The sequence below is a fragment of the Burkholderia sp. AU18528 genome (assembly GCF_002223215.2).
Taxonomy (GTDB): Bacteria; Pseudomonadota; Gammaproteobacteria; order Burkholderiales; family Burkholderiaceae; genus Burkholderia; species Burkholderia semiarida.
This window is the reverse complement of sequence record NZ_NKFC02000004.1, coordinates 404,262-423,255: the sequence shown is the minus strand read 5'-3', so window position 1 is coordinate 423,255 and position 18,994 is coordinate 404,262. Positions and strand designations below refer to the sequence as shown.

The 18,994-nt window shown below is 64.5% G+C and carries 18 protein-coding genes and 2 pseudogenes; 17 read left to right on the top strand and 3 right to left on the bottom strand.

Annotation, left to right across the window (positions count from 1 at the left end; translation table 11 throughout):
• Positions 1 to 223 precede the first annotated feature (223 nt).
• From CFB52_RS34140 to CFB52_RS04590, 7 genes and pseudogenes are all read left to right on the top strand, one after another.
• Complete coding sequence (locus CFB52_RS34140; protein ID WP_144029723.1) at positions 224 to 865, top strand: hypothetical protein; 642 nt, start codon at positions 224 to 226, stop codon at positions 863 to 865.
• A 41-nt stretch (positions 866 to 906) separates the two neighbouring features.
• A complete protein-coding gene (locus CFB52_RS04610; RefSeq protein ID WP_144029722.1) occupies positions 907 to 1,599 on the top strand; it encodes a hypothetical protein in 693 nt (230 codons plus the stop codon).
• A 52-nt stretch (positions 1,600 to 1,651) separates the two neighbouring features.
• A pseudogene (locus CFB52_RS04605) lies at positions 1,652 to 1,912 on the top strand (bifunctional transcriptional regulator/glucokinase); the annotation flags it as partial.
• Positions 1,913 to 2,233: 321 nt separating this feature from the next.
• Positions 2,234 to 2,827, top strand: a complete 594-nt coding sequence (locus tag CFB52_RS34135; protein WP_144029721.1) for a hypothetical protein — start codon at positions 2,234 to 2,236, stop codon at positions 2,825 to 2,827.
• Positions 2,828 to 3,359: 532 nt separating this feature from the next.
• Positions 3,360 to 3,497 (top strand): annotated as a pseudogene (locus CFB52_RS35365) (STM2901 family protein); the annotation flags it as partial.
• A complete protein-coding gene (locus CFB52_RS04595; RefSeq protein ID WP_060313018.1) occupies positions 3,497 to 3,853 on the top strand; it encodes a DUF1493 family protein in 357 nt (118 codons plus the stop codon). The pseudogene CFB52_RS35365 and the gene CFB52_RS04595, both read left to right, overlap by 1 nt.
• 102 nt (positions 3,854 to 3,955) lie before the next feature.
• Complete coding sequence (locus tag CFB52_RS04590; protein ID WP_099316160.1) at positions 3,956 to 4,384, top strand: type VI secretion system amidase immunity protein Tai4; 429 nt, start codon at positions 3,956 to 3,958, stop codon at positions 4,382 to 4,384.
• A 133-nt stretch (positions 4,385 to 4,517) separates the two neighbouring features.
• On the opposite strand, the gene CFB52_RS04585 is transcribed toward CFB52_RS04590, so the two are convergent.
• Positions 4,518 to 5,735: a Bcr/CflA family multidrug efflux MFS transporter gene (locus CFB52_RS04585; RefSeq protein ID WP_059574136.1), complete on the bottom strand. Its 1,218-nt coding sequence runs from the start codon at positions 5,733 to 5,735 to the stop codon at positions 4,518 to 4,520.
• Positions 5,736 to 5,983: 248 nt separating this feature from the next.
• Between CFB52_RS04585 and CFB52_RS04575 the strand changes: the two genes are divergently transcribed.
• The 9 genes from CFB52_RS04575 to CFB52_RS04535 all read left to right on the top strand — a co-directional run bounded on the left by CFB52_RS04575 (position 5,984) and on the right by CFB52_RS04535 (position 14,109).
• Entirely contained in the window at positions 5,984 to 6,436 is a 453-nt protein-coding gene (locus CFB52_RS04575; RefSeq protein WP_034182952.1) for a hypothetical protein, read from the top strand.
• A gap of 177 nt (positions 6,437 to 6,613) precedes the next feature.
• On the top strand, positions 6,614 to 7,897 hold the full coding sequence (gene hemL / locus CFB52_RS04570; protein WP_099316159.1) for a glutamate-1-semialdehyde 2,1-aminomutase: 1,284 nt from the start codon (positions 6,614 to 6,616) through the stop codon (positions 7,895 to 7,897).
• Between the two features lie 15 nt (positions 7,898 to 7,912).
• Positions 7,913 to 9,034 (top strand): bifunctional diaminohydroxyphosphoribosylaminopyrimidine deaminase/5-amino-6-(5-phosphoribosylamino)uracil reductase RibD, encoded by a 1,122-nt coding sequence (gene ribD, locus CFB52_RS04565; protein ID WP_099316158.1) that lies wholly within the window; start codon positions 7,913 to 7,915, stop codon positions 9,032 to 9,034.
• A 14-nt stretch (positions 9,035 to 9,048) separates the two neighbouring features.
• Positions 9,049 to 9,678, top strand: coding sequence for a riboflavin synthase (locus tag CFB52_RS04560; protein WP_099316157.1), 630 nt, complete (start codon positions 9,049 to 9,051; stop codon positions 9,676 to 9,678).
• 317 nt (positions 9,679 to 9,995) lie between these two features.
• A complete protein-coding gene (locus CFB52_RS04555) occupies positions 9,996 to 10,514 on the top strand; it encodes a DUF1993 family protein (RefSeq protein WP_099316156.1) in 519 nt (172 codons plus the stop codon).
• Between the two features lie 184 nt (positions 10,515 to 10,698).
• Positions 10,699 to 11,841, top strand: a complete 1,143-nt coding sequence (gene ribBA / locus CFB52_RS04550; RefSeq protein ID WP_059574141.1) for a bifunctional 3,4-dihydroxy-2-butanone-4-phosphate synthase/GTP cyclohydrolase II — start codon at positions 10,699 to 10,701, stop codon at positions 11,839 to 11,841.
• Positions 11,842 to 11,894: 53 nt separating this feature from the next.
• Positions 11,895 to 12,410: a 6,7-dimethyl-8-ribityllumazine synthase gene (ribH, locus tag CFB52_RS04545; protein ID WP_034206641.1), complete on the top strand. Its 516-nt coding sequence runs from the start codon at positions 11,895 to 11,897 to the stop codon at positions 12,408 to 12,410.
• Positions 12,407 to 12,844 (top strand): transcription antitermination factor NusB, encoded by a 438-nt coding sequence (gene nusB / locus CFB52_RS04540; protein ID WP_059638876.1) that lies wholly within the window; start codon positions 12,407 to 12,409, stop codon positions 12,842 to 12,844. The genes ribH and nusB overlap by 4 nt, the downstream gene beginning before the upstream one ends.
• A 68-nt stretch (positions 12,845 to 12,912) precedes the next feature.
• The gene (locus CFB52_RS04535) at positions 12,913 to 14,109 is read left to right on the top strand and encodes a pyridoxal phosphate-dependent aminotransferase (RefSeq protein WP_099316155.1); all 1,197 of its coding nucleotides are present in this window, start codon (positions 12,913 to 12,915) and stop codon (positions 14,107 to 14,109) included.
• Positions 14,110 to 14,197: 88 nt separating this feature from the next.
• Here CFB52_RS04535 and CFB52_RS04530 read toward each other — a convergent pair.
• Both CFB52_RS04530 and CFB52_RS04525 read right to left on the bottom strand, forming a co-directional pair.
• A protein-coding gene (locus CFB52_RS04530; RefSeq protein WP_099316614.1) for an IS3 family transposase occupies positions 14,198 to 15,558 on the bottom strand; the annotation gives its coding sequence in 2 pieces (ribosomal slippage) (positions 14,198 to 15,096 and positions 15,096 to 15,558; 1,362 coding nt in all).
• 108 nt (positions 15,559 to 15,666) lie between these two features.
• Positions 15,667 to 16,794, bottom strand: coding sequence for a transglycosylase SLT domain-containing protein (locus tag CFB52_RS04525; RefSeq protein ID WP_099316154.1), 1,128 nt, complete (start codon positions 16,792 to 16,794; stop codon positions 15,667 to 15,669).
• Between the two features lie 599 nt (positions 16,795 to 17,393).
• Here CFB52_RS04525 and CFB52_RS04515 point away from each other — a divergent pair.
• Positions 17,394 to 18,950: a UbiD family decarboxylase gene (locus tag CFB52_RS04515; RefSeq protein WP_099316153.1), complete on the top strand. Its 1,557-nt coding sequence runs from the start codon at positions 17,394 to 17,396 to the stop codon at positions 18,948 to 18,950.
• Positions 18,951 to 18,994: the final 44 nt, after the last annotated feature.

Here is an 18,994-nt window from a genome sequence, read left to right as displayed (position 1 = left end):
ATTGGGGAGCCGCTTGGCGTTGGTGTGCCGCAGTGGGCGAATCGACGAATTAACACTGTGCAACAAGGCCACGTCTTTGCAATTCGAGCTGCATCGCCAATGGTGACAAGGCTGCCGTGCCCGTAACGTCGGTACGCGAATTACTGAAGGAGAGCGCTTTGATCGAAAATCGAGGTATGGTCGGAAGCATCTTTTGCACCGTGCACGATTCTCAACGCAAGTCATGGGTCCGAACGTATCTCGATTAACCATCAACACCGCGATGTCCGACCCCAACGCCCCCGCATCCGGCAGCATCCCTTATTCGATAGGCATGGCGAGCGCCATCCGCATCCCAATACCCGGCACGCAAGGCCTGTGCATAGAATTGCGGCCGCGAGGCGCCATGCCCAAGCGAGGCTCGACCTCCACGCTTTTTTTCCAGGACGTATCGGGGTGCAAGCATCTCCGTCTGGATTACGGATACAACGTCCAGACGAAGACGGTCGATTATCATTGGAATCAACGAGGCACGTACGAAACGTTCGGTATCAGCGACCATACGCCAATCAAGCAATTAGGAGCGGTCGCGTATCGTTCGGCCAAATATTTTCGCCATGCTGGACGTGTGCTTGCGATTTTCGGCGTTGCGCTTGACATCGCATCCGTTGTCGTAGCCAGTCGACCCATTCGTCGTACATCCGAGGTCACTGCTGGATGGGCGCTCGCGTGGATCGGCTGCAAGACTGTAGGACCTGTGGGCGCGTCGATCGGCTCCCTGGGAACACCGCTTGGCACGGCAATCGGCGGTTTGGCTGGCTGCGTGATTGGCGGATACGCCGGATATCAGGCGGGCGCCACACTAGGCGGCACCATTTATGACTGAGGTGATGCTGTCTTCACGCCATTACCTCACGCAAAAACGCAATGAGCGCCCCCACGATTCTCGTCTGCGAGACGCCAACCCTTTCGCAGTGGCAACTCGGCCCATTGCCGCCGCCAGCCGCCGACGTCATCCTGATTGGCTGGCACGTCGAACCGCGCGCCGTCGACGCCGGTGTACCGCCCGGCGTCGCTGACGTACTCGCCCGCGCACTCACCTCCGTCGCGACCCTGACCTTTCCTGTCGTACCGCCCGCTAAACAAGCGATCGCACTGTCATCGAGCGACGATACGTCGCAGCCGTTGCATATTGCCGGCCTCGCGGCCCATGCACGCGCCGCGGTACATCGCGGGACTGCACGCACCGTGCTCGTTTCGACACATGCCGTCGACACAGCGAAGCTCCTGTTCGACGCACCCGGCTATGCGTGGGACAGTCAGGCACAAGTCGTGCTGATCTCGGAGCATCACGCGCCCGCCCCGATCGTTTCACGAGACACCCTGCAGGCGCTTGCCGGCGACAACTGGATACGGCACGCAGCAACCGAACAAAAAGCACCGCGCGCGCATCACCTGGTCGGTGTCATGCGCCCCGGGGTCGATGGTGACATCGCCGGTATTCTGTCGCTCACTCCCGCGTTCACGCGCTCGCTGACCCGCGCTTTGCAAACCACCGCGCATCGCGCGGGCTTCGCATGGCAATCGCTATCTGAACAAGCATTCACGAATGCGCTGTAGTCGCTCTTCGCTGCTCTCTCGCATTCGGACCAGGACATCGCAAGAATCGCGTTCGCGCGCGACCGTCACGCTCGAAACCGATCACATCGGGATGCGCGAGTCGCAGTTGTCGATGATCTCGCGGGTCCTGCATCTGCTGATGATCGACATCCTCGCGGTCGGCGCCGCGATCCGTCGCGCGTCGACCAACGGCGAGTTGCCGGAGGCCGTCGCGCAGGCGCGGGCACGCGCCACCGACGACGAAACGGCCGACGTGCTCGACTGGTTGAGTCATGGGGCTTCGCCGGCGGCGAAGGACGTCGCGCGGGATTGATGCAGCGGTAAAAAAACGCCTCGGTGAACGACACCCCGAACGCTGGATTCAGGCCCGGCGTTCGGGGTGTTTTGCATTGGGGAGCCGCTTGGCGTTGGTGTGCCGCTGTGGGCGAATCGACGAATTAACACTGTGCAACAAGGCCACGTCTTTGCAATTCGAGCTGCATCGCCAATGGTGACAAGGGATACAGCGCCATGGCGATATTCCGCCAATTGGCCAGGGAGACTGAAGGGCTCGAAATTCGGATATCCTCGAAGCCACATGGAATGATTCCTTTACCGCAACTGGCTCAAACACGACAATCTCCAAACAAAAAATATGTCACTTAATTTTGAAATAATTTCTGCAACAAAAGAAATAAATCGATCAACCAACAGCAATTTCACACCCAATACATCGCAACTGTCACTCGAACTCAACAGATTCCCCACCAACACGAGCGGGATTATTGCAGTCCCTTCCAAAAACAAGCTCGGCTATGAATTACTATATTCCTCAACATCCCTCGACCCGGGAAAGTCAACTGAATCCGTCGGAGCAGATCTATGGAAATGCGCGAAAGAGTATTACGGTCTAACCGGAACAACGCTGCTAGTCGCAGCGGGAGGAATCCCAATCAAAAAATCAATACTTGGACACCCAGTAATAGGAAATTCAAGTAAGTACACGAATATCGTCAGCGACATTGGAGTTAGATTTTTCCCGAGGTTATTATTGCCGCACGGCCCGATTGCAAATTTCGCCAAGAAAGCGTTCGGCACGGTTCGTGTATTTGGAGTACTTGGACGAGCCTCCGGAGCGGGTGCCATTGCCATGGCTGTGATTGATGCAGCCCTCATAGGAAAGTGCGCGTATGATGCAAGACATGGAAACCAAATCTCAAACACGCCCCTCGAAACAAGAAATAATTGAAACGGTGATTGAAATTTTCGTCAGGGAAGTTGCATTCATTGACCGAAGCGAAGTGTCAAAAAACACGAACGTCCTTGACGATTTTAAGATATATCACGACGACATCTCCTTATTCTTGTTAGCAGTGTTTCGACACTTCAACATGCCAACAATAAACAACCCAGACTGCCCACCTACAATAGAAGGAATTTCGAATTTTATATTCGACTACCTTTCTTCCGATAAAAATCGCGAAGAGCCGCCCGGCCAAAAGGGAATCTGGCGGAGACTTTTGAGTTGGATGCAAGCACATTAAGGAACCTGCTCTGGAAAGTTGCCTATCGGCACATCGAACGTCATCTGGAAACCCCGGTTCAATCCCGCGGGAAGGAAACATGTCGACCGGGAATAAATGCGGTATTTGGGTTACCGGTCATGGATCTCTCGTCAACAAGCTACCGTACTCGATGTTTGCGCGCTCATGCTATTGGCAAACCCGAGTCGTGCAGACAAGGGCCCGTCTTCACCGCAAACACTCGGCCGCACCTACGCGCAGACATTGGGGGTTTTCGTTGGGCGCGCAGTTCCTGTCGTTGGGTGGGTCATTGCTGCCAAGGATGTCATGATGATCAGCATTCGTTCCGTGTCGCGCTATAACGCGCTTGTTAAGCCTGAGGACAAGGTGTTCTGATGAGCCAGTTTACGTGGAACGAGTTTGAGGATTTTGTGAGAAGGGAGACCGGTGTTAGTCCCCAAAAAATTCTCACAAAAGATCATGCCGTCGAGGGCGATTTGGATATCACTGGCGACGATGCGGTCGAGTTTATGGAGCGCTTCTTCGATAAATTTCCAGTGCAAGTTGGAGATTTTGAGTTCAATCGCTACTTCTCAGGAGAGGGCTTTAGCCTGATTGAAGTGGCGCGGATGGCTTTCTCCAGAAAACGCCGAGAAAAATATGACAAAGTACCACTGACTCTAGGCATGCTCTATCAGGCTATTTTGGATGGAGAGTGGAGCAATCAGCGCTTGGAAAGCCTACCGCGCTGATTGCTCCTAGCCACATAGCCGGTTCATCTTTTAGGCGATGCGTTGGATCTGTGCATACCTCTGGAGTCTGCCATCAGACAAAATCCACTGCTCCGGTGTGTGATGTTCTGGGCCCTGATGTTCGCGGCACAACCCAGCCACGCCATGGATACGTCGTCGCCACAAGCCGGCGCCCGAACCTACGCCCGGAACTACAAGGACATGGTGCTCGCCGAATGCGTCGCGACCGCTTATCGGAATGAGCCGTCCGCTGCGATGGACGCGGGAAGCAGCGCCAGTGCACTAATGGATTGGACCGACTTCGATCTGGAACGGAACCCCGACGCGGGCAAATCGCTGGTCAATCGTTTTCTTGCACGCGACTATCGCAATCCGGTCGTCGAGTCCGAAATCAAGGGCGTGAGGTTTGATTTTTTGAAATGCCTGGATCTGTATCACAGCCAGGAACTCGAGACCGAAGTCAGGCGATTCGTGATCAACCCGAAGCGCAGCTATCGACTCGACAATCGCTCGTCAGACCGGTCCAAGTGATGCGGACACGGAAATAACCCAATGCTTGCCCCGCATCGCTGGCCGGGTTACATCGGCATGGTGTTCGCTCAGGTTGTCGCTTGGGCGAACATCATCGACATACTCGCGCCCTCCGTCAGTTCCGTCACGCCGCTCAGGCACCCGCCTTCACCGGCCGTCCGTGCCAGCGCAGCACCAGATAACGCCCGACGAAACACAACACGCCGGTAACGCCGATCGTCACGCCCATCGCGAACGGCGTGCCGTCCGCGAGCGCGCCGATCGCGACGCTCGCGAGCGCACCGAGCGCCAGCTGCATCGCGCCGAACACTGCCGCCGACGCGCCCGCGTTGTGCGGATAGCGGTGCATCAGGTCGGTCGTGCAGTTCGCGGACAGGATCCCGACCACGCCGACGACGAAGAACAGGCACACGACGATCGACCACAGCCCCCCCAACCCCGTCAGCGCGACGAACGCGACCGCGAGCGACGCGATGCAGCTCACGAGCGACGCGGCCGAGATGATGCGCAGCGAGCCGATGCGGCCGACGAGCCGCGTGTTCGCGAAGTTGCCGATCATGATCCCGACGACGTTCAGGCCGAACAGTAGCCCGTAGTGCTGCGGCGACACGTGGAAATACTCGATGTACACGAACGGCGTCGCGGTGATGTACGAGAACATCGACGCGAACGCCATCCCGCCGCACAGCATGTGCCCCCATGCGACAGGGTCGGACAGGATGCGCCCGTACGACGCGAACGACGCGAGCACGGCCGCGCTCTTGCGCCGCTCCTTCGGCCAGGTTTCGGGCACGCGCAGGTACGCGGTCGTCGCACAGATCGCGCCGAACACGGCCAGCACGACGAACACGCCGCGCCACCCGGAGAAACGCAGGATCTGGCCGCCGATCAGCGGCGCGAGCAGCGGCCCGACCGCGGTGACGATCGCGACCATCGACAGCACCTTCGCCGCATCGCTCGGCTCGTGCGCGTCGCGCGCGATCGCACGCGCGAGCACCGACGCGGCGCCGGCGCCGAGCGCCTGCAGGAAACGCACGACGATCAGCATGTCGATCGAACCCGACACGAAGCAGCCGATGCTCGCGAGCGTGAACAGCGCAATGCCGCCGAGCAACACGGGGCGGCGGCCCCACGTATCGGACAGCGGGCCGTACAGCAGCATGCCGATCGAGAAGCCGGCCATGAAGCTCGTCAGCGTGCGCTGCGCGGCGCCGGCGCTGACGGAGAAGCTGTCGGCGATCGACGGCAGGCTCGGCAGGTACATGTCGGTGGCGATCGGCCCGCAGGCCGCGAGCGCGCCGAGCAACAGGATCAGCCGGGCATCGGGCCGGCGCCGGACGACGTGAGACATGGGTATCCGGAATGGGAGCCCGCGCGCATCGGGGCGCGCGTGGCGGTGAAGACGGGAAACCGCGCCGCAAGCGACGCGTTCAGGCTCATGATTGTACGCGCAACTTTTTTGCGTGCCTTGGGCCGCGTGCGGCGGCACGCCGCGAAACACCCATGCTCGTCATGCGCGGAACAAACGCGCGGGCCGATTCGATTAAGCTTGCTGCTGCTTGCCACTCTCGTCTGACCATTCGACGTACGACCCACCCGATGACCGCTTTCCTGCTGATCTGGAGCCCCAAGAAATGGCCGTGGCCCGAGCTGCCCGACGTCGCCGCGCGCGTGAAGGCCGGCGAGGCCGTGCATGACGTGTGGGGCTGCGGCTTCGCGCGCGGCATCCTGCCGGGCGACCGCGTGTTCCTGCACCGCGTCGCGAAGGAACCGAAGGGCGTGTTCGGCTCCGGCTACGTGACGCGCGCGCCGTACGAGGTGCCCGATCCGTCGACGAAGCGCGGCTACCGGCTGTGCATCGACTTCGTGTACGACTGGCTGGTCGATGCGCATCAGGACGTCGTGATCGCGCGCGACGCGCTGCGCGTCCATCCGTATTCGGTCCAGACCTGGGATGCGCAGAGCTCCGGCACGTCGATCAAGCCGATGGTCGAAGGCCCGCTCGAAAAGCGCTGGGCCGAACTGACCGGCAAGCGCAAGCCGCCGCGATAAGCGGAAACCGGGTCGCATCACGCGCGCCTTTCCGGCCGGCCGATGCCGCGCGCCGAAAGGCCGCAGACCGGCCGGCGGGCTTGCCGCGCGCGTCTCCGGTACAATCGGACGATCGTTCCGCCCAGGCGCCGCGGCCCGTGCACCGGCCCCCGCGCCCTTCTCTCGCAGGTTTCGCTCATGTCCAACAATCAGCTTCTCTTCGAACGCGCCCAGAAGACCATTCCGGGCGGCGTCAACTCGCCGGTGCGCGCGTTCCGGTCGGTCGGCGGCACGCCGCGCTTCGTCGCGCGCGCGCAAGGCCCGTATTTCTGGGATGCCGACGGCAAGCAGTACATCGACTACATCGGCTCGTGGGGCCCGATGATCGTCGGCCACGTCCATCCGGAAGTGCTGTCGGCCGTGCAGAACGTGCTCGCCGACGGCTTCTCGTTCGGCGCGCCGACCGAAGCGGAAATCGAGATCGCCGAGGAAATCTGCAAGCTCGTGCCGTCGATCGAGCAGGTGCGGATGGTGTCGAGCGGCACCGAGGCCACGATGAGCGCGCTGCGTCTCGCGCGCGGCTTCACGGGCCGCAGCCGCATCGTCAAGTTCGAGGGCTGCTACCACGGCCACGCGGACAGCCTGCTCGTCAAGGCCGGCTCGGGCCTGCTGACGTTCGGCAACCCGACCTCGGCCGGCGTGCCCGCCGACATCGCGAAGCACACGACCGTCCTCGCATACAACAACGTCGCCGCGCTCGAGGAAGCGTTCGGCGCATTCGGCGACGAGATCGCCGCGGTGATCGTCGAGCCGGTCGCCGGCAACATGAATCTCGTACGCGGCACGCCCGAATTCCTGGGCGCGCTGCGCGCGCTGTGCACGAAGCACGGCGCCGTGCTGATCTTCGACGAGGTGATGTGCGGGTTCCGCGTCGCGCTCGGCGGCGCGCAGGCGTACTACGGCATCGCGGCCGACCTCACCTGCCTCGGCAAGGTGATCGGCGGCGGGATGCCGGCCGCCGCGTTCGGCGGCCGCCGCGACATCATGGCCCACCTCGCGCCGCTCGGCGGCGTGTACCAGGCCGGCACGCTGTCGGGCAACCCGATCGCGGTCGCCGCGGGCCTGAAGACGCTGCAACTGATCCAGGCGCCGGGTTTCTACGACGCGCTCACCGCGCAGACGAAGCGGCTCGCCGACGGCCTCGCGGCGCAAGCGCGCGCGGCCGGCGTACCGTTCGCGGCCGATTCGATCGGCGCGATGTTCGGCCTGTACTTCGCCGAGCGCGTGCCGGGCAGCTTCGCGGAAGTCACGAAGAGCGACATCGCGCGCTTCAACCGCTTCTTCCACCTGATGCTCGACGAGGGCGTGTACTTCGCGCCGTCCGCATACGAAGCCGGCTTCGTGTCGAGCACACACGACGATGCGGTGATCGACGCGACGCTCGCGGCCGCGCGCCGCGCGTTCGCGGCACTCGCCGCCTGACCCGGGGCCGCGCGCATGTTCTCGGATACCGATTTCGCCCACATGCAGCGCGCGCTCGCGCTCGCCGCGCACGGCATGTACACGACCGCGCCGAATCCGCGCGTCGGCTGCGTGATCGTCAAGGACGGCGACGTGATCGGCGAAGGCTTCACGCAGCCGGCCGGCCAGGATCACGCGGAAGTGCAGGCGCTGAAGGACGCGCGCTCACGCGGCTACGACGTCGCGGGCTCGACCGTCTACGTGACGCTCGAACCGTGCAGCCATTTCGGCCGCACGCCGCCGTGCGCGAACGCGCTGATCGACGCGCGCGTCGCGAAAGTCGTCGCCGCGATGGAAGACCCGAACCCGCAGGTGTCGGGGCGCGGCCTCGGGATGCTGCGCGACGCGGGTATCGACGTGCGCTGCGGGCTGCTCGCGCACGAGGCCGGCGAGCTGAACATCGGCTTCGTGTCGCGGATGACGCGCGGCCGCCCGTGGGTGCGGATGAAGACCGCCGCGTCGCTCGACGGCCGCACCGCGCTGCCGTCCGGCGAAAGCCAGTGGATCACCGGCGAGGCCGCGCGCCTCGACGGGCACGCGTGGCGCGCACGCGCGTGCGCGATCCTCACCGGCATCGGCACGGTGCGCGAGGACAATCCGTTGCTGACCGTGCGCGGCATCGACACGCCGCGTCAGCCGCAACGCATCCTGGTGGACAGCCGCCTCGACCTGCCGCTCGACGCGCGGCTGCTCGAAGGCGCGCCGCTGCTGATTTTCTGCGGCCGGCTCGACGCCGCCGGCGAAGTCCGCGCGAACGTGCTGAGGTCGCGCGGCGCGGAAATCGTGCCGCTCGCGAATGCGCACGGCAAGGTCGACCTGCCCGCGATGCTGGCCGCGCTCGGCGCGCGCGGCGCGAACGAACTGCACGTGGAGGCCGGCCACAAGCTGAACGGTTCGCTGCTGCGCGAGCGGTGCGTCGACGAATTGCTGGTCTATCTGGCGCCGAGCCTGCTGGGCGCCGACGCGGCCGGCATGTTCGATCTCGCCGCGCCGGCCAGCCTCGATGCGCGCACCCGGCTGTCGTTCCACGGGTTCGAGCGGATCGGCGACGACTTGCGGATCCTCGCGCGGCTCACGCCGCCCGACGCCTCTCACTGAACGGGATCGTCACGATGTTTACCGGAATTGTCGCGGCCGTCGGCCGCATCGAATCGATCGCCGCGCTCGGCACGTCGGCCGAAGCCGGCGTGCGCCTGACCGTGCAGGCCGGCGGGCTCGACCTGGCGGATGTCGCGCTCGGCGACAGCATCGCGATCCAGGGTGCGTGCATGACGGTGATCGAGAAGACCGACACCACGTTCGACGTCGACGTGTCGCGCGAAAGCCTGAACCGGACGGTCGGTCTCGCGCAGCCCGGCGAAGTGAACCTGGAGAAGGCGCTGCGCGCGCACGACCGCCTCGGCGGGCATATCGTGTCGGGCCATGTGGACGGCCTCGGCGCCGTCACGCGCTTCGCGCCGGTCGGCGAGTCGCACGAACTGCGAATCGTCGCGCCGCGCGAGCTCGGCCGCTATCTCGCGTACAAGGGCTCGATCACGGTGAACGGCGTGAGCCTGACCGTCAATGCGGTCGACGATCGCGCGGACGGCTGCGAATTCTCGATCAACCTGATTCCGCATACGGTCGAAGTCACGACGCTGCGTCACGTGAAGACCGGCGACAAGGTCAACCTCGAAGTCGACATGATCGCGCGGTACGTGGAGCGGATGCTGTCGGCGGCGCAGGGCGTCCAGCAGGACTGATCGGGCAGTTCGGTCCCATATATGTAACGACGGCTGACGGTTCGGCCCGGCATTGTCCGGGCGTCGCCGCAGCCCCATCGCTCCGCCGAGCGTTGCTCCCGCCCTACTTCGTGCTGGGCCGCCCCGTCGGCCATCCCAAGCGACAGCGTCGCGATCGCGTTCGCTCGTTGGCCGTCCAGCAAGCCGACACCTGGCCGAACGGCCAACGACGCGCACGGGTCATGCCGCCGCGCTAAGATGCGTCGACAGCGGTTCCCATGCCGCCACGTACGACGCGCCGCGTAGCGGCCGCCATTCTTCCCATTGGAGTCGTCCCCATGTCCATCTCGATGTACCAGGCTTCGCTGCCCGTCCTGATCCGCGGTCTCACCAACCTGCAGCACATCCTCGGCAAGGCGCAGGCGCATGCGGCCGAGAAGCAGATCGATCCGTCGGTGTTCATCGGCGCACGCCTTTATCCGGACATGCTGCCGCTCGTCCGCCAGGTCTACATCGCGACCGACACGGCCAAGGGCTGCGCCGCGCGGCTCGCCGGCGCCGAGATCCCGAGCTACCCGGATGTCGAGCAAACCTTCGACGAACTGTATGCGCGCATCCAGAAGACGATCGACTATCTGAAAAGCTTCGATGCCGCGCAGATCGACGGCAGCGAGGCGCGCCAGATCGTGCTGAAGATGCGCGTCGGCCCGATCGAGTTCACCGGCCAGTCGTACCTGCTGAACTTCGTGCTGCCCAATTTCTTCTTCCACGTGACGACCGCGTACGACATCCTGCGCCACAGCGGCGTCGAACTCGGCAAGCTGGACTACCTCGGCGGCCGCAACGACCACGCGTGACGCGCGGCCGGGCCCGGAGCGCCCCATGGCCGCCCGCCAGCGCGGCAGGGGCAGTCCGGGCAGGCCTGCTTCACGGGCCGGCCGCACCGCTTTCCGGCAGGCTCGCCGGCCCCGCGCGGCCCGCGCCAGCCGAAACGCCGTCCGGCTGGCGTAAAATACGCACTTTCCTCTTTCTCGCCCCCTTATGACGCTCGCCTCCACGCTCGACATCATCGCCGAGCTGAAAGCCGGCCGGATGGTGATCCTGGTCGACGAAGAAGACCGCGAAAACGAGGGCGACCTCGTGATCGCCGCCGAATTCGTCACGCCGGAAGCGATCAACTTCATGGCCAAGTACGGCCGCGGCCTGATTTGTCTGACGTTGACGCAGGAACGCTGCAAGCAGTTGCACCTGCCGCTGATGACCTACCGCAACGGCACGCAGTACGGCACCGCGTTCACGGTCAGCATCGAAGCGGCCGAAGGCGTGACGACCGGCATCTCGGCCGCCGACCGCGCGCACACGATCGCCACGGCGGTCGCGCACGACGTGCGCCCCGAGCACATCGTGCAGCCGGGCCACGTGTTCCCGATCATGGCGCAACCGGGCGGCGTGCTCGTGCGCGCGGGCCACACCGAAGCCGGCTGCGACTTCACGGCGCTCGCGGGCCTCACGCCGGCTGCGGTGATCTGCGAGGTGATCAAGGACGACGGCACGATGGCGCGCCTGCCCGACCTGATCGAATTCGCGAAGGAACACAACCTGAAGATCGGCACGATCGCCGATCTGATCCAGTACCGCAGCCGCACCGAGTCGATCATCGAGCGGATCGCCGAGCGCACGATGCAGACCGCGCACGGCACGTTCCGCGCGGTGCTGTACCGCGACCAGCCGAGCGGCTCGCCGCACATCGCGCTGGTGCGCGGCACGCCGTCGCCCGACGTCGACACGCCGGCGCGCGTGCACGAGCCGCTGTCGGTGCTCGATCTGCTCGAGACGGGCGTGTCGACCCACTCGTGGACGCTCGACGCGGCGATGCGCGAGATCGCCGCACGCGACCTCGGCGTGATCGTGCTGCTCAACTGCGGCGACACGAAGGAACACCTGATCGACGTCTTCAAGGCGTTCGACGAGGAAGAAAAGGCCGCTGCGCTCAAGCGCCGGCCGGTCGATTTCAAGACGTTCGGCATCGGCGCGCAGATCCTGCGCGATGTCGGCGTCGGCAAGATGCAGGTGCTGTCGAATCCGCGCAAGCTGGGCAGCATGTCCGGCTACGGCCTCGAAGTCACGGGCTTCATCCCGATGCCCGGCGGCGAAGCCACGTCCTGCCCGGCGTCCCACGCGTAACCCGCCACGGCGCTTTCGCCCTACAACCGTTCATCCACACCACGGACCAGATCATGGAAATCGGACAATACCAACCGAATCTCGAAGGCGACGGCCTGCGTATCGGCATCGTGCAATCGCGCTTCAACGAACCCGTGTGCAACGGCCTCGCCGACGCGTGCGTCGAAGAACTGGAGCGCCTCGGCGTCACCGGTGAAGACGTGCTGCTCGTGTCGGTGCCCGGCGCGCTGGAAATCCCGCTCGCGCTGCAGAAGCTCGCCGAAAGTGGCCAGTTCGACGCGCTGATCGCGCTCGGCGCGGTGATCCGCGGCGAGACCTACCACTTCGAACTCGTGTCGAACGAGAGCGGCGCGGGCATCACCCGCATCGGTCTCGATTTCAACCTGCCGATCGCGAACGCGGTCCTGACGACCGAAACCGACGAGCAGGCCGTCGCGCGCATGACCGAAAAGGGTCGTGACGCCGCACGCGTCGCCGTCGAGATGGCCAACCTGACGATGGCCCTCGACCAGCTCGGCGACGACGAGGACGAAGAGGAAGACGAAGACGACGAAGAGGAGCGCGCATGAAGAAGAGCGCCCGCCGACAATCGCGCGAGCTGGCGACGCAGGGGCTGTACCAGTGGCTGCTGTCGAACGCGCCCTCCGGCGAGATCGACGCGCAACTGCGCGGCGCGCTCGGTTACGACAAGGCTGACAAGGAACTGCTGGAAGCGATCCTGCACGGCGTGATCCGCGAGCATGCGACGCTCGTCGACGCGCTGGCGCCGTCGCTGGACCGTCCGATCGATCAGCTGTCGCCGGTCGAACGCGCGGTGCTGCTGATCGCGACGTTCGAGCTCACGCACCACGTCGAAACGCCGTACCGCGTGATCATCAACGAAGCCGTCGAACTCGCGAAGACGTTCGGCGGCTCCGACGGCTACAAGTACGTGAACGGCGTGCTCGACAAGCTGGCCGCGAAGCTGCGCCCCGCCGAAACGCAGGCGCGTCGCAACGGCTGATACCGTTGGTTGGTCCACGGGCGCGCAAGCGCCCGTTTTTCATTCTTTTCTCCCCGCCCTGCCCGCCGATGAATACCACCGCCGATTCGCTCGTCACGCTCGCCGCACGCGTCGACGCGATCCAGCCCTTCTACGTGATGGAACTGATGAAGGAGGCACAGCGGCTCGAGTCCTTGGGGCGCGATGTTATCCACATGGGCATCGGCGAACCGGATTTCACCGCGCCGGAGCCGGTTGTCGAGGCCGCCACGGCTGCGCTGCGCCGTGGCGTCACGCAGTACACGAGCGCGCTCGGCATTACGCCGCTGCGCGAGGCGATCGCCGCGCACTATGCACGTGCATACGGCCTCACGATCGGCCCGGAGCGGATCGTCGTGACGGCCGGCGCATCGGCCGCGCTGCTGCTCGCGTGCCTCGCGCTGGTCGGTCGCGACGACGAAGTGCTGATGCCCGACCCGTCATACCCGTGCAACCGGCACTTCGTCGCGGCGGCCGAAGGTCGCCCGGTGCTCGTGCCGAGCGGCCCGGACGCGCGCTTCCAGCTCACCGAAAACGACGTCCGCACGCACTGGAACGCGCGCACGCGCGGCGTGCTGCTCGCGTCGCCGTCGAACCCGACCGGCACGTCGCTCGAACCGGACGAACTCAAGCGAATCGTCGAAGCGGTACGCGCACGCGGCGGCTTCACGATCGTCGACGAGATCTACCAGGGGCTCAGCTACGACGCCGCGCCCGTGTCGGCGCTGTCGTTCGGCGACGACGTGATCACCGTGAACAGCTTCTCGAAGTATTTCAGCATGACGGGCTGGCGGCTCGGCTGGCTCGTCGTGCCGCCCGCGCTCGTCGGCACGTTCGAGAAGCTGTCGCAGAACCTGTTCATCTGCCCGTCCGCACTCGCGCAGCATGCGGCGCTCGCCTGCTTCGAACCCGCGACGCTCGACATCTACGAAACACGCCGGCTCGAATTCAAGCGCCGCCGCGATTTCATCGCACCGGCGCTCGAGCGGCTCGGCTTCACGGTGCCGGTGATGCCGGACGGCGCGTTCTACGTGTATGCGCATTGCGGCGGCGTCGCGCACCCGGCGGCCGGCGACAGCGCCGCGCTCACGCAGGCGATGCTGCACGATGCGGGCGTGGTGCTGGTGCCGGGCATGGACTTCGGTGTCCATGCGCCGCGCGACTATATCCGCCTCTCCTATGCGACGGCCTACTCGCGGCTCGAAGAGGCCGTCGACCGGCTCGCGACGCTGTTCGGTCGACACTGACGCCGCGGCCGGCGCAGCGGCCGCTTCGCTACCGCAAAACGAAAAGGCACCCGAATGAACTGACCCCGCAAAGTTGGACAGTTAAAGGCTAGGCGCCCAAGGGCTGAGTCCTGTATTGCACGGGACTCAGCCCTTTCAACTTGAGCTTGATGCGTTCGTGGTTGTAGTAGTGGATGTAGCGCTCGAGCGTGTCGCGCAAATGCTCCACGCAAGTGAAGCGATGTCCCTTGTAGCACTCGGACTTGAGCGTGCCGAAGAAGCTTTCCATCGCAGCATTGTCGAGGCAGTTCCCCTTGCGCGACATGCTTTGAGTCAGCTTGCGTCGCTTCAATTGCCGACGAAACGCCGGCATTCGGTATTGCCAGCCTTGGTCCGAATGCAATAACGGTCTGTCCGTGCGTTTGAGTTTGGCCAATGCCTTCTTCAGCATGCTGCTGACCAGCTCGAAGCTTGGGCGTCGGTCCATCTGGTAGGCCACGATCTCGCCGTTGTACAGATCCATTACCGGCGACAGATACAGCTTCTGCCCGCCGACGTTGAATTCCGTCACATCCGTTACCCACTTCTGGTTGGCCTGCGTGGCGCTGAACTGACGTTGCAACAGGTTGGGCGCGACTTTGCCGACCTCACCTCGCCACGAACGATATTTCTTCGGGCGCAGCAGGGACTTCAGCTGCAATTGCTGCATCAGCCGCTGCACAGCCTTGTGGTTGACGAGATGCCCGGTTTGCCGAATCGCAGCCGTGACGCGTCGATAGCCGTAGCGGCCCTTGTGATGGTCGAACACCGCCCGGATCCTCGCCTTGAGATCGGCATGGCGATCGCCAACGTTCAGCGTCCCGAGTTGGTAATAGAACGTGCTGCGCGCCAGACCGGCCGCCTTCAGAAGTGCCGCTACCGGATGGTGTTGCCTAAGCTCGCGCACTATTTGCGCTTTTTCTTTTGCGCTGCCTGCTTCTTCGCCAGCAGCGCATCGAGCTTTTTTAGGTAGGCCACCTCCGCACGCAGATACTCGTTTTCCTTGAGCAATTCCTCGCGTGTGCGTTCATCCGGTGAGCCGGTTTCAGTGGGTTTGGGCGGAAGTGAAGTGGCCATCTTTCGGGGGCGCCCTCGTCGGCGAGGGGACAGTGCATCGATACCGCCCTCATGATACAGGCGCTCCCAGCCGGCGACGCAGCCCGCGCCACGAATGTCGAACAAGGCCGACACCTGGCCGTATGACAACTCGTCTCGCCACATGCGCTGCAGTACCGATAGCTTGAACTCAGCATCGTAGCAAACGTGTTTCTTGCGCAACCCCGCGTTGCCATGCTCCCTGTAACTTGCCACCCAGCGCCGGATCACCGTACGCCCCACGCCGTGCCGGGCAGCCAGGGACTGGATGCCAATTCCACCGGAAAAATACTCGTCAACGATGCGTTGCTTGAACTGCTCGTTGTACTTCGTCATGAAAAACACCCCAAAGGTTGGACGGGTGTCCAACTTTTGGGGTGCAGTTCAGAATCGGGTGCCTTTTTCATGTCCTGCCGGCCGCAGCCGCACAGCGGGCGTGACGCGTTACGCGCCGAGCTCCGAATGATCGCCGCGCGACTGCTTCGCGGTATCGACGCTCGCGTCGTCCTGCGAAGCCGCTTCCTTCGGCGCCGCCTTGACCGACGTCGTGCCGTCGAGCGTCGCATGTACGCGCTTCGCGCCGCCTGCCGCGGCCGTCACGGCAGCGGCGGTGACGATCGGCTTCGCGGGCTGCGCAGGCGCCTGCGGTGCATTGATCGGCACGTTGCGGCCACGCGCGACGTCGCGCAGCCGGGCGCGCTCGGCCATCACCTTCGAGCCGTAGCCATTGTCGTCGGGGTTCGTCGAGCCGTTGTACAGACGCAGGCCGTTCGCGAGCGAGCCGCCGCGCGCGATGCAGTCCTTCAGCACCAGCGCGCCGACCTGCAGGTTCGCGAGCGGCTGCAGCGCGGTGTCGGTACCGCCGAAGTACTCGAATTTGTCGGAGTGGACCTTCGACATGACCTGCATCAGACCCTTCGCGCCGACGCCGCTTTCGGCGTACGGGTTGAAGCCCGATTCGATCGCCATCACGGACAGCAGCAGCAGCGGATCGAGGCCAACGTCGCGGCCGGTCTGGAACGCTGCCTTGACGAGCTGACCGAGCGGCTCCTGCGCGACGCGGTAACGGCGCGACAGGTAGGTGGCGACGAGCGCCTGTTCGCGGTTCGACGCGAGCGCGCGATCGTCGCGCGCATCGGCCGCCACCCGCTGAATCGGAATCAGCTTGGCCAGCGCGACCGGCGACGGGCCGGTGCGGGCCGGATCGGACGCATCGCCCTGGGCGCCCTGCGCGGCAGCTTCCGGTGCGACATCGAGGCCGACCGCAAGCGTATCCGTTTCGGGATTGTCTTCCTGCTGCGGCTGCACACCGGCTGGCGCGAAGTTCGGCAGCGGATGGCCGGACAGCAGACGGGCCGGGCCGGCCTGCACGGCCGCGGATACGACCGGCATCAGCTTCGCGGCGAGCGTGCCGCGGACGGTTGGCAGCAGCCACAGTGCAAGCGCAACCGCGACGGCGAAACAGCCGACAACGCTGAATAGATGGTGACTGACACGCGTCCCGCGACGCAGCAAGTTGCGCACGATTTGCGCATGCTGCTCAGTGGGACGCCACGATAACCAAGCGTTCATTCAGATCATCTCCCATGAACATGACTCGTGCGGCTCGCTCAGCTCGAAGGCGAGACAGAAAACGCGCCGCGGAATCACGACGCCGCACGCCTTGGTTGGGACGCGCAAGCATCGGGGAAACGGTATAAGTACCGTTCGAGGCCACGGTGTAAGAAGGCCGGCGCCTTCGCACACACTGGGCGAGACGGGCATACGCGGTGGCACCCACGCAAAAAACCAGCGTCTGGTGGCGCTGGCTGGGACTACGACAAAGGCCGTCGAAGACGCCGTGCAGGATTCGGCGGACGGTGACGCGCTGCGTCAAAGATCGGTGATTGGCGGCTCGAAGCCTTTTACCCTGCAACCAATGTGAGCGGATTCTAGCAGGGTTTTATAGATCGTCAACACTATAAAAACTCAAATCTATAACAAAAAGTAATTTAAAACCCCTCTTCAGAACGCAAGCCCCGTGCCGTAGGGGGTTTGCGCGCGGTCGACTTTTTCTCCGCCGGGGCGGCCGCACGGCTGCACGGGGTAAAATCGTCGGTCAATTCGGGGTCGCAGCCGGCCGCTGCCCCGCCCATCGCTGCCCACTCATGCGGGTGGCCCGGACCTTCTTCATGAAATACAAAGACTTACGCGATTTCATTCAGCGCCTCGAGGCGCTCGGCGAACTGCGGCGCGTCACGCAGCCCGTGTCGCCCGTGCTCGAAATGACCGAGCTGTGCGACCGCGTGCTGCGCGCCGGCGGCCCGGCGCTGCTGTTCAACGCGCCGCCCGGCAATGCATTCCCGGTGCTCGGCAACCTGTTCGGCACGCCGCGCCGCGTCGCGCTCGGGATGGGCGTCGATGCGGGCGACGATGCCGCGCTCGGTTCGTTGCGCGATCTCGGGCGCCTGCTGTCCGCGCTGAAGGAACCCGATCCGCCGAAGAGCCTGAAGGACGCCGGCAAGCTGCTGTCGCTCGCGAAGGCGGTGTGGGACATGGCGCCGAAGTCGGTGTCGTCGCCGCCGTGCCAGGAGATCGTCTGGGAAGGCGCCGACGTCGACCTGAACAAGCTGCCGATCCAGACCTGCTGGCCCGGCGATGCGGGGCCGCTCGTCACGTGGGGCCTGACGGTGACGCGCGGGCCGAACAAGGCGCGCCAGAACCTCGGCATCTACCGGCAGCAGCTGATCGGCCGCAACAAGCTGATCATGCGCTGGCTCGCGCATCGCGGCGGCGCGCTCGACTTCCGCGAGTTCGCGCTGCGCAATCCCGGCAAGCCGTATCCGGTCGCGGTCGTGCTCGGCGCCGATCCGGCCACGACGCTCGGCGCGGTGACGCCCGTGCCCGATTCGCTGTCCGAGTATCAGTTCGCCGGCCTGCTGCGCGGCAGCCGCACGGAGCTCGCGAAGTGCCTGACGCCGGGCGTCGACACGCTGCAGGTGCCGGCGCGCGCGGAGATCGTGCTCGAAGGCTTCATTCATCCGCAGGAAGGCGCCCCTGCCCCCGCTCCGGCCGGCGCACCGCCGCGGCCGGCCGGCAATGCGGCGACCGCGTACGAGCACGCGCTCGAAGGGCCGTACGGCGACCACACCGGCTATTACAACGAGCAGGAGTGGTTTCCGGTGTTCACCGTCGAGCGCATCACGATGCGTCGCGACGCGATCTACCACTCGACCTACACGGGCAAGCCGCCCGACGAGCCCGCGGTGCTCGGCGTCGCGCTCAACGAGGTGTTCGTGCCGCTGCTGCAGAAGCAGTTCACGGAAATCACCGACTTCTACCTGCCCCCCGAAGGCTGCAGCTACCGGATGGCCATCGTCCAGATGAAGAAGAGCTACGCGGGCCACGCGAAACGCGTGATGTTCGGCGTGTGGAGCTTCCTGCGGCAGTTCATGTATACGAAGTTCATCGTGGTCGTCGACGAGGACGTGAACATCCGCGACTGGAAGGAAGTGATCTGGGCGATCACGACGCGCGTCGACCCCGTACGCGACACGGTGATGGTGGACAGCACGCCGATCGACTATCTGGACTTCGCGTCGCCGGTGGCCGGACTCGGCTCGAAGATGGGGCTCGACGCGACCAACAAGTGGCCGGGCGAAACCAGCCGCGAATGGGGCCGCCCGATCGAGATGGATGCGGCCGTGAAGGCCCGCGTCGACCGGCTGTGGCAGGAGATCGGCCTCTGACGCCACGCGGCCGGCGCCCGCCGGCCCGCGCATCGCAATCGTCG